Here is a 16481-nt window from a genome sequence, read left to right on the forward strand (position 1 = left end):
AGATAGTGAGTGCAGAAAATTGCTTCAATTACCTAAAAAGAACGCTAGGCATTGACGGAGCATCTGCTAGATATATTTCGCAAATAGTTATGAAGTAAGAAATTAGTGTGTTAATACAAAACTAAACTTGTAGTTCTAAGGAGTTGTTGAACAATGGACAGTAATACTGCAAAAGACAGAAACCCACCTAAAGCCCTTGAACCGATTCAACGAGCAACAGTGGAGGAAATTCTGGAACTCTATCCAGATCATCCTCAAGCTTCGGCTATGCTATTCAATCACTATAACAATGCCCTTGATTGCCATGAACAAGAGGCGATTTTTCGGCAAATCATGAAACTTGCTGATTACTATCGAGATCGTCCTCGTCCTCTTCCTCTTGCTCTATTAAAAGATCGGGCTGAAAATGATGTCTATGGCGGGATCAAACAGGCAGCAGTTGAAGCAATTGGTAAGTATTATCACGACGCTCCTCAGATTTATTCCTGGCTATGCGATCGCGCTCAAAATTCTGAAGATGCTCATGTTCGGCAAGACACAGTTGAGGCAATTGGCACGTATTATCACGACGACCCAAAAACTTATTCCTGGCTGTGCGATCGCGTTCAAAACTTTGAAGATGAATTTGTTCGATACCCCGCAGTTGTTGCGTTAGGCGCTTACTACCAGAATGAGCCGCAAACGCTAGCCTTGTTACGCGATCGTCTTGAGAATGATGAAAATCATCAGATTCAACAAGAAGCACTGAGCCAGATTATCGAACACTATCAAGACGATCCGCAAACCTTACCGTTGCTACAGAGCTACGTGCAAAGCGATCAAAAGCGTTTGATAAAGATCGCTATGTACGCACTTGCCGAACACTACACAGACGATCCGCAAACTCTGCCATTGCTACTCCATCAGCTCCAAGATCCAAGCTCCCGTTTAGCAATGCAAACAATACAGCTTCAACCCCATCTAGCAATCGAAGCAGTACGACTCCTTGCCCAATACTACCGAGGCAATTCTCAAACCCTCCCTTTGTTACGGGATTTTATCCAATCTCTGATTCAAAGTGATGACGAGCGTCTGAAAAAGCAGGCGGTAAAGGCAATGGAAGCAGCAATTGAATATTATCGGGACGATCCGCAAGTTTTACCCTTGTGGCTGGAGATCATCCAAACGTATCAGGATGCTGATAATAGTAGTCATGAACTGGAAAAAGCTGTGGAGTTGCTTGTTCAGAACTACCACGACGATCCGCAAACCTTGGCTGTTTTACATCATCTTATTAAACAAGAACGAGTGGTTTTCAAAGACAAATTTATCGCACTCCTGGTTAAACATTATCGGAACGAACCACAAACTCTGCCATTTCTACTCGAAATTGCTCAGAATGATGATGGCATTAATCAAACACGCGCCCTACAGTGGATAGCTCATTTCACAGACAATCCTGAAACTCTGCCATTGCTACGCCAATGTATCGATCAACATAGTCAAAATCAGCAAGATTTTGACTATTACTGGGTCATGAGTACGATTGGTGAATGCTATGCGGGGGATTCGCAACTCTTCTCTTGGCTGAAGGATCTCATTGATAATGCTCACATCCCCAATGCATTACGTCATGCATCCGTGAAGGTGCTTAGCGAACATTTTTTGAGCCACGCTGAAGCTATCGAGTTGTTGAACAATCTTGCTACCGATGAACCCGATAAGCCTATACGATTGACTGCCTTCCGTGGAGTTGCCAAACACGCTGAGCAAACAAAGAGCGATCGCCCTGATGAATCAGAAACCTTACCAGATATTTCAATCGAGATTCCAGAAATTCCCACTGACTGCGACAGCGACTATACAGAGTTATGTGAGTTGCTGAAGGCTCAACGATGGAGACAAGCTGACAGCGAAACCTACGATTTGATTCTGAGAAAGTTGGGACGAAAAGCAGGTAGTGTAATCCGCTTGGAAGAGGTATTAACACTTTCCTCTGAAGTCCTGCAAACGATCTATCAACTGTGGACAAGCACCAGCCGGGGACACTTTGGTTTCAACGTGCAACGAGAAATTTATCTTCAGTGCGGCGGGACGATAGATGGCAAATATCCAGGCGATCGCGTTTGGCAGGCGTTTTGTCAGCGCGTTGGCTGGATCGTGGCTGGTTTTTTAGGCGAGTATAAGGACATTAAATTTCATCTCAGTTCTCCGGCAGGACATTTACCGCTTTGGGCGAACATAGGAGAGTTTGGGAATTGTCGGTATGAATACATCTTCTCTGAGCGAAAGCCTGAAATCAATTACACTAAGTTACGCAATCTCCTGGCAGCAGGGCAATGGAAAGAAGCAGATTACGAAACCTACTTGCTCATGCCGCAAGTGTTGGGTAGAGAACCGGGAGAGAAAATTCCTGATGAGGAATTGCGGTGTTTTCCCTGCATTGAACTTCAAATAATTGACCAACTTTGGGTTGATGCTAGCCAAGGGCAGTTTGGCTTCAGTATTCAGAAAGATATTTATCTGCAAAGTGGTGGATCGCTTGACGGTCAGTGTCCCTCTACTGAGGTTGGGCGAGAATTCAATAGACGGGTCGGCTGGGGAGAAAAACGTGGAATCCTCTATAAGGATGTCGTGACGTTTAGGATTGAAGCTCCTGTCGGTCATTTGCCAACGCCGGGCTGGCAAACCTATCGTAATAGCACCATTGGAGTTATCGGCTCTTATTTGTACTATCATATTTTTCCGCGCCTTGAAGATTGCAAAACTTCATAGTGACTCTCGCGAGGATGCTCCAGATAGCACGGCAAACAAAGCGATGGCGATAATGTCCCGTAGCATTGCGTCAAGGACGATTACAGCGTTTCTCAATTGATAGGAGGCATAGGCAAGCAAAGGAAGGATCTGGTTAGTAGAAGACTCTGCCATCCGGCCATTCCTGCTCCGCCAATTCCTTAGCTTCTAACTACACCTCTCAAATCAGTATTAGCACCGTCCCAAAACCCAAACTTGTCCAGTTTCATAAAATTCCCCCCGTTGCTCGATCGAAAATCCTCCCAGCAGCAACGCCAGCCACAGTTGAATCAGCGGCATACCCATCGATTGCTGAAGCTTAACGAGTGGAGTCGTGGAAACCCGTTGCTCTATCATCCACTGAGAGATCGCCTCTGACCAAGCCGACACATCCTCATCATGCGCCAACGCCAACGCCTGATTGAAGATTTCTGCTTCCGTTAACTTTGGTTCCTGGCTCATCTGCTCATCCAGGACTTGCAGCACTGCTGCTCGATCTAACTCCCCAACGACCGAGCCGCCCTCTAGAACGTTTCGCTCTGGGCTTTTTCTAGGTAGACTCGCCAAAGGTTCAATGAATTGGTCAAAATCTATCTCCATTGTTTGGCGAACGTAGCGATCGAAAGCATCCTCTGGCATTACCGGACCCTCATCGCTGTTCGTTGCTTCCAGTTCCTCAAACGTTAGAGTCGAGCGAGCGCAAAAGACTTGAGCAATTTGCTGGATCGCCTCTGCCGCTACCTGCAACTGACCCACCGTATCCAACCCCAATAACGCCGCATCCAGCCCATCCAGCAGTTGTCCTAAGTTTGCCTCGTCGGGCAAGAGCGTCGCTTCCTTCAGCACCTCCCACAACCTCAACTCCAGTTGCTCAATCTGCCTCATTTTCTTCACCTCACCTATGCAGCGGACACGGACGAGATGCACACAACTCCGGGTCAAATCGCGTTTGACTCGCGAACTTCTTAACGCCATAGCATTCTTCCAACACACTCAACATTTTGCCGACATACTGGTGAACCTGACTCGGCACCATACCAGCGCAATGTACGGAAGGAATAATTGCCACCTTCTCTTGTCCCTGCCAAATTTCAGCGGCGATCGCATGAACAGGCGTATCCACTCCCGCTTTGCGATACACCACCAGCACCGCAAACACCAATTGACTCAGCGGCTCAAACTCCACTGAAATCTGCTCTAACTCGCCTTCCTTGCGTTTGCGGCTGCGAGTCTGGTTAATGCGATCGCGGTTTCTGGCATACGAGCGACGGCTGTAACAAACCGCCGGATTCCAGCAGTTATCCTCCTCTGCTCCATGCAACGTCTGTGCTTGCTGTGCAGACAACATGGCACACTTACGGCATTTTTCCGGTAAGGCTCTTTTAGACATTACGCCTCGGTTCTCAACGGTGCGAGTAAGGCATCTACCCACGCTAAATCGTCTGCTGCTAGCACGGGTTTAGGAGGAAGTTCACGATAATCAATCGACAAGTTATAAAATGCCTCATTATAGATGTCGTGTAGGGCGGCCGCTAAATCCAGCGGTGCATCAGCATCCGGGGGGCGCAGCGGTACGGGAATAATCGGTAAGGGATCTGGCAGGGCGATCGGCCACACCTCAACCTCCTGCGCCCCAGCACGGGTCAGTGTTACCAAGTAAGGGACGGCAGGCAGGCGCGGATGAGCAAACGGACGAGTCCCACGCCGCAGCAAGTCAATCTCAATCAGATGCACATTTGCGTTGTAGAGCCGCTGCCGCTTTTGGCGGTAGGGTGTAATTCCCGGCTCTCGCTTGTTCACTGGTGACAGGATTTCAATACTCGTCACTAGGGTATTACTGGCGGTATCACGAATCTCAACATTGGTGATCCGCACTTCAACGGGCGGCATCAGGGGTAGGGTGAGGGGAGCCGGAGTGACCAGGAGATTACCCCTTTCTATGGGTAGAGTTGAACGGATTGACGCTGGAAGAGCCGATTTCTGACGCAGCACTTCCACATCGGGGTAAAGAATCCCAATTTCACTTTCGGGAGCCGTGTCTTGCACCAAGTAGACTTCTAGCCGTACCGTATAGCCCGGTTGGAGCTTAGGAGCAAGCTGCTGCCGAATCTTACTGGCTAACGCATTATGGACATCAACCCATAAATATCCTTCTAAATAGGGGTCCATTCCAGGAAAGGGGGAAGGCATGGCAAGACTCCCAAACAGGCAGTATGAGAGCATTATAGTCTTTAACTCCAGAAGCAAATCTCAAGTTTGTCTAAGCCTCATCATATTCCAGATAATGGTTATTATCCGGAATATAATTAAGATAGGATTTTGAATCCCTTGCCCTGAACATCTGTTGACTCATGAGTTGACCAATTGGACAGGTATTGCCTACAAGAACGCCTGGATAACTTATGCATCCCGTCGAGATCGCCCAAAGAATCAGTATTGAATCGAGATAATTGACGCAGTTTGCTGCTACAGATCGATCCTGTCTGGCATTTTTGATCAAAACCCTTGTCTTGTTCGCCATTGCTAGTGGTTGGTCATAAGATCCAACAGACTCATTCCTGCAAAATAACTAAACGTTAGGAGTGACGTTAGCTCTGGCACCTTTTGAGGATGACACTGACCTGTCAGTAGCTTCTGATGAGCGCGAGTTCGAGCAATAAACTGAGCTTGCTGCTCCGGTGTTAATTCACTCAAATAACAGAACATGTTAGCTGCAATGGTTTGCCCCAAGACATGTGGGTCACCAAATTGCTGAGGCATCTGGGAAGCTACTGCTAGCACGGCTGCAAGGGATGTAGAAACCCAAACTCGCCAGTCTACATCTGGTTCCATCACGATGCCCCCGTTGTCGCAAGGTGCGATAGATGTCCCCAACCACTGATGACACTTGGAGCAATAACCTGGGCGATAAATACGAGTCAAGTGGCGCTGAGAGTACTGACACTGCGGACAGTGGGTGTGCAACAAGCTGTGGTGGTGCTGACAAACAGTCACATCCCGAAACATCCAAAGTAAGGGGTCATAGAAGGGTTGTCCTGATGCCTGCCACTGCTGGTAACACAGTGGGCACCAAGCCCGAACCGGATTGAGCAGTCCACGGTTTGCATGTAAGCCGTTCAGAAGCAGTAGTGTTAAGCAATACAGGTTACTCTGCCCTGTGAGCGCTTCCAAAGCAAGGACATATTTGCGTGCTTTCTGACCCTTCCCATTCGGCGAATCTGGACCTGAAACAGAGGGATTTTTAAACCGAATCGCAAAGTCTAATCGTTGTTCCAGCAGCGGTTCTATCTCTTGGTGAATCAAGGTTGACGGATGCACACAGTGCGCGCTTGCTAAGCGCGCTAGATAACTGGTCAGGCTTTCAACCTTTACTGTACCAATTCCAATGGGTTGCAGCCCATAAAGGCGACTGCGCTCTGGAATTGTGGATAAATCAAACTGCCAGGATCTGTATGTCTTCATCGCGTCAATTATCCTGTGGAGCACCCACAGTACGCCGTTTAGGAAAGGGTTGTCCCACCCGATTGGGTTGCGGTGCCTCAGACTCTTGAGCGGAAGAGGGGCACTGCTGATGCGCTGTTGGCTGCAATCCCAGTGCCAAACGCAAATCAGCACCCGCAGTGTCTCGTTCCAACAGGAGGCGTTCATGCTCCCTGGCTTCTGCTAGCATCAGCAAGCATTGTTCTGCGGACCAAGCCTGGGACTCCAGTTGACGCATCGTGCAGGTTTTGGCGTTGGGATTGCTATCTAGAACGGCACACAAGGTGCGGACTAACCAGTCCTTTAAGATCCCAACGCAGCCAATACTGCGCTCATAGAAAAACTCCCAAGCAGGCAGCAAGGCTGGAATCTCAGCCAAGGGCAAGTGCTGTTGGAAGGTTTGAACCACGCTTTGGAATACTTTGAGATCCGCTTCCGACTCGGCTCGATACCGGCAGAGGTGGATATCAATACTCCGACGACACAACTGAGCACTGAGATTGCGGAGCATCAGGAGTTCGTAGGTGCCACATAGCAGAAACGGCACGCCAGAAAGGCTAGCCAGGGACTTGATACAATCCGTCTGGTCACGTAGCCTGCGCCCACTGGCAACCTTTGCCAGGTTTTGGGCTTCGTCGATGTAGAAAGCGTTCAGTTGGCGATAGTGGAGTGCGTGTTCCAATGCCATCCGCAGTTTGAGTTTAGTGTCAGTCGGGCTGACTTTGTACTCCAGCATCGGTTCTTGTAACGCTTTCAGTGCCCGCAAGTAGAACTCTTTCCAACTAAAGTCACTGAACTCTGGCGCAATCACTTCTATCCCGGCAATGGGAATACGGTTGGGGTTATTTTCGAGATCAGGCAGAGCATCTGTAATAATTTTCTGGCAAATGCGCCGCAAGAGTGTAGATTTTCCGACTCCCGTTGGACCAAAGATAAAAATCAACGAGGCTCCAGATGGCTGGTAGATGGCGTGCATGAGTTGATGAGCCGTATCTACCAGGCGCGGGTGTGCCATTGTGTAGCCCTGGAAATAAGCCAGACGTTGCGATACGGGTTGCTCCAATAGTGCTAGAGGGAATCGATCTGGAGGCATGATTAGAACTCTCCATAGTATTCAAGCGAGTTAAAGCCAGTTGTCGTTGGGTCTAAAATCTCCGTTGTTATTGGCACTGGGGTTGCCAGAATAGGCTCTACAGCTACTTCTGTTGTAGGGCTTAATGGTCGGCTCTCTGCTGCTTTTACAACGGCTTTGTTCTCGGTTGCTCGTAAGCGTTGCGTTAGAAATTGCTCTTCTTTGGCGGCAACTGAGTTCAAAAATTGCACCAACTCTCTATCGGAGCGCGATGCATTACGTCCCTGGTCGCGCTTACGTTTGTTGAGTTCTGCACTCACCAGTGCGATCTCCTTTTCAGATCGTCCTTGGAGATATTGGTAATAAAATGCACTGCATCCATTGACCGCGCACCAAAGCATAGGCAATGCCCGCGTCAAAGGGGTCATATTTCACTTCAACCACTGACCGCTCAATATCAGGATGCCGAAACTCATGACACCAGTAGTAGATGGTATGAATCTTCACACCCCGCCCAGGCTGCACGGTACGTTGCCCTCGTTCGGGTGAGGGTAGGGTCAGTATCCGAAAAGCTTCATCGTACTCAATTCTCAAATGGAGGCGATTACCACCCAAAATTAAGCCACTTGCAAACGTTTGCTGCGGACTGTTCCCCAAGCTGGGGTGGGGGCACTGGTCATAAACCGTGTATGCCCACTCACGCAGACACTCATATAGTTCACCCAGAGTCCAAATCGCGTGCCTCTCTGGGCGAACGGCTTTTGTCACCTGGCGCTGCTTACGATTAATCTGGGTATTGCCTTGCACTTCATGAATAAATTGGGTATTGGCGGTGCCAAACAGCCGTTCAATCACGCCGCCAAATCGGGCGGCGGCTGGAGGACGATACTTTTTAGTGCAGTGAAAGTGGGCGAGCAGTTGCTCAAAATAGTGGCTGTGGAATTCGGAGCCGTTGTCTACTACGATGGTTTGCGGAAATCGCTGAAAGCGTTGTACACAAATCCGCAGCACCATCATGCAGGAGCGGTAGCTGGGTTCTTCATAGCTCAGATAAACAGCAAGGAGTCGGCGGCTGTAGGCATCTACCATAAAGGTTGCCCAAGGGCGACCGAGATTCTGTCGCCCAATTGCTGAGTCGGTGTTGAGTACACAATTAGTTAGTGTTACGAGGGAACTGACCAGTTCAACATCTAACTGGGTGTGGTCAATATGAGTAATCTCAAAGGGACGACTGCCGTGCTGGGGAGTGGTCAATTCCAGTTGCCAGTAAAACGGTTCTTTGGCAACAGCAGCCCGATGTCCTTCTCGTTTTTGGGTTTGGTTATACCCGGAGCGGCGCTTAATTTCTAACAGAAAGCGACGGTAGCTGGGTGGAGTCAAGAGTGGATTGTGGGTTTCACAGGCATGGATGAACGCCTGATAAACTCGTGCTGCACGTCGATTCTTGGGGGTCTCATAGTGATCTGCTATGAACTTTCCCATGAAGTCCATTACACTTAGCTCTAGCCGAGCGGCACGATTGCCTTTCGCCTGGTGCTGAGGCAGAAGTCCAACATACCCACTGCCGTAGATTTCGGCAGCAGTGTGGTACTGCTTGCACCAGCGCCGAATCGACCGAGAGGGCGGTGCAGGGCTATTGCTATCCAGATAGGGTTGAAGCTGTTCATAGCGGTGGTTGGCAACGATGATATCTTGGGGGCGAGCATGGCGTAGCAGGTCGGTGACTTTCGCCTGTGCCTCTGACTGAATGGTCACTTGATCTTGTTGAATCGTGCCCATTCCAATCAGATCCGCAAGTGTTGTATTGGGCAACTCCACGAATTTGCCGTCTGTCTGTAGGAGTCCTGTTGCGGTCATCCCTGTGTTGACAATCGTCCAGGGTTCTCCGTCCCACAACAAGGTACTGCCAACGGGGATGGGGAGCCGTTGTATTGGGCAACTGACCGCAGGCGGTGGCATTTGAATCACCCGTTCATACGCTAGGGCGATGGATGAATTGGCAAATACGCGAACTTGTTGAGGGTCGGTTAATGGATCTGTATGCAAATTAACGTAGAGTTGTTCTGTGGCAATCAGCCGGTAGAAGTCGTCATCAGTGGCATGTTCAATGCCTTGGAATAATGCTGCTAAGGTGATTCCAGGTTGGGTTTGAACCATCGCACTAATTGTGGATATCCGTTCGCTATCAACAGCATTCATCGTGGCGTGGAAGTAATCTTCCAACCAGATCATGTTTTGCTGAAACACCCAACTGGTTTGAGCATTCGACCAGACCTGAAACGTCAAGCCAAATCGAGCTGCATAAATTCGACCGGGCGGGCAGCACCACTCCCCTTCACCAGTTTTGGTGTACCGATTAGGACTGCGCTCATTCAGCTTGAACAGGTCTTCTTCAGTTTTGCATTCTTCCCATCCGGCACTATCAGTTCTCAGGATGAAAAAGTCAGGCGTGTAAGAATGCCGATTCGTTCGTCCAGTTTTGCTGGGGTATACCAACTCAATTGCGGGGGGCTGGTCGTAGTATTCTAATACGGCGCCATCGCGCTCTAGTTCGTAGATACGTGCCAATTCGGTGCGGTGAGACTCAAACTGAATGGTCATCCCCATTTTGCGACTGGGGTAACTCCCAGCTACATTTTGTCGGTTACTCTGCACTCGACGGGAGGGGGCAGATGAACGAACTTGTTCAATCGCATGACACGCGGGAGCGCTTAGGTTCAGATTGAGGCACCACTCGTTAAAGGCTTTCTCGTTTAGCATGACTCACGGTGAGGCAAAGGGATTATCTTAAACTTTGCCGTTGTTGTCTTCAACCTCAGGGTCAATGGGTCTGTTTTCTCAATCAGCTTACAATTCTTAACCGGAGCGTCAGACTAGTGAACGTTTGGACAGCTTATGAGTCAACTGCGAACGTTTGGACAAGTTATGGATTAAATCTGGTTAGTTCCCGTCTGTTCTTGCAACGGTAAAATAGGCGATCTAGCCGTTAGCGTGGACAACTTATGCGTTCAGCTTTGGTCAACTTATGAGTAAAGTCACATGAACATCTGTTGACTCGGCGATCGCTCAACAGAACCGGAAGCTTAATAGCCATCCTTCAGCCAATCAAGTTGAGCCCGATCTTGCCAATTGAGACCCTAAAAGACTCAAAACTTGAGAGAGAACCAGTAAACCTAGAGCACTCGGTTCAGTCGCACACAGACTATAAACTCCCATCCGGGGGTTGGCTAAGAAGTAAACCTGATTAATAGCTCTTCTTGTGAGAGTTGTAGGAGCAGCGGGGTGTACTCTTCAGGAGGTAAGACTAAGATTTGAGAAATCAGGGCAGTCAGGGATTCGTCGAGTTCCCCAAAGCGAACTTTGAGCAGATTTTCTATAACCTTCCGTTCGCCCTGCTTCTCACCTCGGCGTTCACCTCGACGCTCGGTTTCCTGTTCCCATTCTAAATACGCTTGCGATAAGGTCATAAGCAACTGCTCATCCTCAGATGTTTGGGTACCAGTCAGTTCAATTGTAACTTTCCATGCCGTCAGCATTTGTAATGTTTTAGAACGCCGAAAATCTGTTGCTGGTAGCGCCAAAACTTCAGAGATCGCTTGCCGTTGTGTTTCATCCCGTCCCAGAATTCTGAGCCAAATAGTGTCTTCAGTCTTTGGCAACTGGTTGATGGCAACAATGGCTGTCTTAAGCGCATTTGCTAGAAAATAGATGCCTGGTAGCCATTGCTCATTTTGAACTGCACTAAAATCATTCAGAACTGGCTTTGAAGCATCACCGGCGAGAATCCAGAGTTTAGGCAGTTCCTCTTCCAAAATCCGGCTCTCTTGACGATTCGCCTGCCGACGTTGGTCTTCATGCACCCAAAAGAGCTTGAGCAAGCAGGTGCGCACTTCAGTGCGGGTCGGCGGATTGTGAAAGGGTTCAATCAGACAGGGAGTTGTGGCAATTTTACCCAGTAAGCCCAAAGTACTGGAATCAATCGTAGGTTGGGGAGAGGGTTCAAACCAAACATCGACAAACTTGGATTCTCCGGGGACTTCCAAACTGCGTTCGGCTCGACCCAACGGAGTCAGAAATTCTTTGAGAAATTCTTTTGCTAACTGATCGAAGGGAATTTGAGTCATGGCACAGTTGCTTTGTACTATTTACATTTACCATGCTTGTAGTCAGTGCCGTTAAAGTTCGATCCTCCATTTGAATTGTTCTCACTTCTTTGCATTGATGCCGCTGCCACCCTGGGTAAGGCGCTGCCACATGGGTAATTGAGTTTCACCGCCGCCCTCAATCCGCTCTAGCGCTGCTATCATCTCGATTTTCACATCAAATTCCACTTCGCGTTCCACTGCATTACGTAGGGCATCTACAGCAGTGAAATCGCCCAATTCATTCAAGAATCGAGCCGCTCTCCAGCGCACGAGCTTCGAGGAGTCTGCTAATGCCTGCGTCATCGTTAGCATGGCACTGGGGTTTCCCAAATCGCTTAAGGCATCTCCTGCTGTCCGCCGGACGATCGCGGATGGATCTGCAAGGACAATCCGAGCCAGTGGTTGAACGGCAGCATCTATACCGCTAGCACCGAGGAGAGCAGCAGCCCAGCGACGAATCGTGCTCTGTTCGTCATTGAGAACCATGACGATCTGCGGCAACGTTCCGGGGGTGACTTCAATCTGGTGTAGCGCTTTGAGTCGATATTTCCAGTTCAGGTGATGTAGATCCGCTAACAGAGATTGCTGTCGGTCGGCGTTATGGACTTGCTTTTTGGTGTCGTTGGACATGACAGCGGCTTCAATCCGAGCCAGTTCGTCATCGTCCATTAGGCTAACAATCTCGCCTGCGACCAGTTGCGCTATAGCTTCAGGGGAGCCAGCCGGAGCTTGATAGGGTTCCCACTGTCGCTCTGCCACGTAATTTGCGCCCGTGGCACGAATCGCTCGCTGAAGTGCCTGATTGAATCGCTCTGGCAAAGCTACCCGCGCTTGTTGACCATCGGCAGAGATCGCTCTCACTTGCACTGGAATCCCACGAAACACCTGAACAGCGACCTCAACGGAACCTAAGTTTGAGCGGTGCGGCTGGCTAGTTGGACTAGCAGTTGGCATTGGCTCCTGGGACTGTGAAACCTGATCTGGCAGCGTTGAGCCAGCATCTTGAGCCACCCCAATAATGCCAGCAGCTTCCGTCAGGATTGGCTGCCAGTCCGCATTCCCTTTACGGGTCAGTGTGATGAAATCATGGACGAGAAAGACTGATTGAACGAACTCGATCGCCAGCAACCGTTGGACAAACGCGGGGGCATTGGTCTGGTCTCCGCCTTTCTGCAGCGTCAAGGCTTTGGCGCTAATTACCTCGTTCAGATTGAGTTTGATGCAATTCGGACTGGGGGTAGTTTCAATCGAGCGCAGTTGCATAGCCTTATCCTTAACTCGTTCAGATCGCCCAACCACGAGGTGAATTTGATTTCAACCGATGTGGTTTCACATTGATCCTAACTCACTGGAACTGCCCGTTATTTGGTTGTGGTTTCAAATCAGCCGTCTCCACCAGCAGCTTAAGTCGTAAAATGCACTGAATGGTCGGACGTTTTTGATTGAGGAACATCGCTCATGAACCACCGCAAAAGGGTCCCAGATCCTATTGTCATACCACTGCAATCAATTGATCGCAAGACAGGTTCAACCGTTAGTCCGACTCACGCATGTTTGCCGAATTTACGTGAGGAGCGGGTCAAGGAGTTTTTGCAGGCGCGATCGCTGGCTCCTAAAAGTCAGAAAGCCTATCGGCAGGACTTACAGTGCTTTCTGAACTGGACGGATAAGGGCTGGGCGGAGGTTACGCCTCGTCAAGTTGCCCAGTTCAAAGCCTATTTGATGCGGCAGGACTTAGCAACAGGGCGGCGATCGCTCTCGGACGCAACGGTCAGGAGAATTTTGGGAACGCTGAAGAACTTTTATGGATGGATGGTGCGATCTCGCTATGTCAGTATCAATCCGACGACGGAAGTAGATTTGCCGAAGCTGACGGAACCAGAGGCGCAGAATCTCAAGGATAGGGAGGTGGAGAAAATTGTTCAGACAGCTTTAGCCAGTTCATTACCTGAGCGAAATATTGCTTTGATTGCAGTGCTGCTGCATGGGTTGCGGGCAGAGGAAGTATCGGCATTGAATCTGGAAGATTATGATGGGCGACGGCTACGCATCCGGGAGGCGAAGGCAGATAGTAAGGGATGGGTGCCACTGACATCTCAAGGCAAGGAAGCGGTAGAACGGTATCTCCAGTGGCGGGAACTGACGGGGGAGACATTATCGCCAGAGCGTCCGTTGTTTATTTCCCATTCTCGGCGCAATCTCTGGCAGCGGTTGGGCTATGACGGGATTCGCAAGGTGATGAATGCGATTTCAAAGCAGACGGGAATTGATTTTCATGCCCATCAGTTCCGGCATACGTTTGCGACCAATTTGGTATTGAAGGGGATGAATCCCTATCATGTGATGACGTTGACTCGGCATAAGTCGGTGCAGAACTTTCGGCGCTATACCAAGGCGGCAGACCAGCAGGCGGCAGAGAAGGCGTTCGATGAAGTGATGAGGATGAGTAGGGAGATCGCGTCTGAAAAGGATGAATCAGTTGCATCTGCTCCAAATCTATAATCTGAGGCAACTGTGATTGCAGAAACACTCGACGAAGCTTTATGTTCAAATCTTCTTAATACGCCGGTTTAATTTAGCGAGTTTTTTTTCATCGAGTTCGTGAGCAGTATGAACTAAATAGCGATCTCTATTTACCCTAAATCACGAGATCTTCTCCCATCAGACTTACATTTAAAGGGATAAGGAATCGACCTAACGAGATTGAAACTTTTACGAATAATCATTGAGTGCCATCATACAAGCCGCTTTTATGACGCTCAATAATAGCTCAACTGACTTGACCTTTTGAGGAAAAATCCTCAGAAGAATTAGCAAGATGCCATATTCACGAAGCAAAACTGGTATACCCTAATAATTAGAAAAATGTGTTCATATCGTGAGTCAGATGAACTCAAGAGCACATTGTAATGATGTTTTTTTGAGTTCATCTCCAAGCTAAAACTGTACCGGGGTTTCCCCGTACGGTTTTTATAAGTTTCAAATAGGAATGTACCGGGGAATCCCGGTACATTGAAAAACTCTTCAGTAGGAAACGACTATGATTGTCGTCTGTGGCGGAATCAAAGGTGGTGGTGGGAAAACCACATTAGCAACAAATTTGGCAGTAATGAGAGCGCTAGCTGGTCACGATATTTTGTTAGTTGACGCTGATGAACAAGATAGTGCAAGTGACTTTACAGTGCTTCGAAATCAGATCTTTGAACCAAATGGCGGGGCTGGTTACACAGCTATCAAGCTTAGAGGGCAGGCAGTAAGGTCAGAAGTGGCTCGTATGGCTTCAAAATATGATGATGTAGTAATTGATGCAGGAGGGCGGGACAATACGGGACATAGAGCAGCGCTGCTGGTTGCCAACCTCTACCTAGTCCCGCTCTTTCCGGGTAGCTTTGACGCATGGACGTTAGACAGTGTTGCAAAGTTAATAGATGAAGCAAGCACTTTTAATGACCAACTGAAGTCGATTTGTTTTATTAACCGGGCGGATGCTCAGGGTGGAGACAATGAAGAGGCAGCGCAAGTTGCGAGAGAAACAGAGGGGTTGATTTTTCTGGAGCAGCCAATTGGTACTCGAAAGGCGTTTCGACGCTCGGCATCTGAAGGTAAAGCGGTGGTTGAGTATCGACCAAAAGACACCAAAGCAATTGATGAAATTACACGACTTTACCGTTCAGTATTTGACGAAAAATGGATCTTGGCTCAGGAGAATAGATAGAAATGCCAATTCAACGTAGACCAAAACCTACCTCTCCAGATGAGTTTATTGAGGGGGCAAATCTGACCGAAAGTGTTCTACAACAGCAGATTGAGGTGCTTGAGCAGCAACTTCAACAAAAGGATGAACATGAGCAAACATTAGTTGGTGAAATCGAGCATCTACGAGCAAATGATTTGGATGAGACCGAACGTCAACTGTTGCAAAAGCAGATTGATGAGCTACGAGAACATCTGAAGCAAAATCAAGGCTCAGTTGAGTATCCAATTGCCGACATCCATCCCAACCCAAAGCAGACTCGACAGACCTTTAAGGAAGAGGTTGAAGCAATGGAGCGATCGCTTCAAGAAGAAGGTCAGCTTGATGATGTCATGTTGTTCGATGATGGCACCTTGTTTGATGGAGAGTGCCGCTGGAGAGCGGCTACTAACTTGAACTGGAAAACTATTCGGGCAGTCTTTGTCTCCCGTCCTGAAAACGATCAAACTCTGCGGCGTAGAACTTACCTAGCGAATCGTCATCGTCGAGATTTAAATGCACTTGACAAAGCAACGAGTTTAGTCGCGATCGTTTGTGATGAAATTTCTGAACTAAAGCCTGATGAGGTTTCTAGAATTGTGAATCGTGTGCTAACGCGATTGAAGCGAAGAAAACAGAAACTAGGTGACAGGTTACATCTACAACATCAGGAGCAACAACATACGATTTTGACCCAATTCGAGCTTGAACCAGTAGAAATTCAAGTCTTTCTAATTTTATTAGGACTACAGGAACATCCTGCTACGTTGAATCGCAACGTCTTCCCTACTCTCAGTCTCACTACTGACTTAAAAGTGGCCGTCCGAGAAAAAGCTTTAGGCTGCGCTCAAGCTCTCGTACTTAATCGGCTTACGGCTGAAAATCTTGGGCTTTCTGAGGAAAAAGCATTACAGCTACGGAGTGAGGGAATCGAAATAACCTTGGCAAACAATTTGTCAGAGGTCAAAGCTCAGCAGTGGGTCATTGAGCAGAAGAAACACCTTGTAGGAGATAATACAAAAGCACTATCTAATGGAAGCAGAGATCAGCACGTTGATCATATCCTCATAGCTGTTCAAAGCTTAGATCTTAAGAAAGCCGCAATTTCAACTGAACAACGTCAGGAGTTAAAACAAGCCTTGGAAAGGGTTTTGCAGCTATTGTAGGAGTCAAAGGCAACAGATTCCAAACTGCTATACCCCCCAAAGTTGTTGTTTTGAAATTGCTATCCTCAAACATTAGTAACAAAGTTTGCCCTGATCGAGGTCATCTCTATATC

14 protein-coding genes are annotated in these 16481 nt (G+C 48.5%); 4 read left to right on the plus strand and 10 right to left on the minus strand.

Features of this window, described 5'->3' with window-relative positions:
• The first annotated feature begins 153 nt into the window (after positions 1–153).
• Positions 154–2754, plus strand: a complete 2601-nt coding sequence (locus AB3R30_RS07330; protein ID WP_458648507.1) for a GUN4 domain-containing protein — start codon at positions 154–156, stop codon at positions 2752–2754.
• Here AB3R30_RS07330 and AB3R30_RS07335 read toward each other — a convergent pair.
• The 10 genes from AB3R30_RS07335 to AB3R30_RS07380 form a co-directional block, all read right to left on the minus strand.
• On the minus strand, positions 2749–2907 hold the full coding sequence (locus AB3R30_RS07335; RefSeq protein ID WP_458648508.1) for a hypothetical protein: 159 nt from the start codon (positions 2905–2907) through the stop codon (positions 2749–2751). The two genes, AB3R30_RS07330 and AB3R30_RS07335, sit on opposite strands and share 6 nt — an antisense overlap.
• Before the next feature lie 57 nt (positions 2908–2964).
• Positions 2965–3657 carry a hypothetical protein gene (locus AB3R30_RS07340; RefSeq protein ID WP_458648509.1) on the minus strand — a complete coding sequence of 231 codons (693 nt, stop codon included), beginning with the start codon at positions 3655–3657 and terminating at the stop codon, positions 2965–2967.
• Between the two features lie 10 nt (positions 3658–3667).
• Entirely contained in the window at positions 3668–4120 is a 453-nt protein-coding gene (locus AB3R30_RS07345) for a hypothetical protein (RefSeq protein ID WP_458648510.1), read from the minus strand.
• A gap of 41 nt (positions 4121–4161) precedes the next feature.
• Complete coding sequence (locus tag AB3R30_RS07350; protein ID WP_458648511.1) at positions 4162–4962, minus strand: DUF4058 family protein; 801 nt, start codon at positions 4960–4962, stop codon at positions 4162–4164.
• Between the two features lie 333 nt (positions 4963–5295).
• Positions 5296–6234, minus strand: coding sequence for a TniQ family protein (locus AB3R30_RS07355; RefSeq protein WP_458648512.1), 939 nt, complete (start codon positions 6232–6234; stop codon positions 5296–5298).
• A gap of 4 nt (positions 6235–6238) precedes the next feature.
• On the minus strand, positions 6239–7345 hold the full coding sequence (locus tag AB3R30_RS07360) for an ATP-binding protein (protein ID WP_458648513.1): 1107 nt from the start codon (positions 7343–7345) through the stop codon (positions 6239–6241).
• A 2-nt stretch (positions 7346–7347) separates the two neighbouring features.
• Positions 7348–7644, minus strand: a complete 297-nt coding sequence (locus AB3R30_RS07365) for a hypothetical protein (RefSeq protein ID WP_458648514.1) — start codon at positions 7642–7644, stop codon at positions 7348–7350.
• Between the two features lie 16 nt (positions 7645–7660).
• On the minus strand, positions 7661–10084 hold the full coding sequence (locus AB3R30_RS07370; protein WP_458648515.1) for a DDE-type integrase/transposase/recombinase: 2424 nt from the start codon (positions 10082–10084) through the stop codon (positions 7661–7663).
• Between the two features lie 467 nt (positions 10085–10551).
• Positions 10552–11448 (minus strand): flagellar assembly protein H, encoded by an 897-nt coding sequence (locus AB3R30_RS07375; RefSeq protein ID WP_458648516.1) that lies wholly within the window; start codon positions 11446–11448, stop codon positions 10552–10554.
• A gap of 81 nt (positions 11449–11529) precedes the next feature.
• Positions 11530–12732 carry a virulence factor gene (locus AB3R30_RS07380; protein ID WP_458648517.1) on the minus strand — a complete coding sequence of 401 codons (1203 nt, stop codon included), beginning with the start codon at positions 12730–12732 and terminating at the stop codon, positions 11530–11532.
• 291 nt (positions 12733–13023) lie between these two features.
• On the opposite strand from AB3R30_RS07380, the gene AB3R30_RS07385 reads away from it, so the two are divergent.
• The 3 genes from AB3R30_RS07385 to AB3R30_RS07395 all read left to right on the plus strand — a co-directional run bounded on the left by AB3R30_RS07385 (position 13024) and on the right by AB3R30_RS07395 (position 16368).
• Entirely contained in the window at positions 13024–13971 is a 948-nt protein-coding gene (locus AB3R30_RS07385) for a tyrosine-type recombinase/integrase (protein ID WP_458648518.1), read from the plus strand.
• A 538-nt stretch (positions 13972–14509) separates the two neighbouring features.
• Positions 14510–15184 (plus strand): AAA family ATPase, encoded by a 675-nt coding sequence (locus AB3R30_RS07390; RefSeq protein WP_458648519.1) that lies wholly within the window; start codon positions 14510–14512, stop codon positions 15182–15184.
• A 2-nt stretch (positions 15185–15186) separates the two neighbouring features.
• On the plus strand, positions 15187–16368 hold the full coding sequence (locus tag AB3R30_RS07395; RefSeq protein WP_458648520.1) for a ParB/RepB/Spo0J family partition protein: 1182 nt from the start codon (positions 15187–15189) through the stop codon (positions 16366–16368).
• The last annotated feature ends 113 nt before the right edge of the window (positions 16369–16481 follow it).

Origin of the sequence: Sivoneniella epilithica UHCC 1019 (genome assembly GCF_040830845.1) — a bacterium.
Lineage (GTDB): Bacteria > Cyanobacteriota > Cyanobacteriia > Leptolyngbyales > Leptolyngbyaceae > ULC077BIN1.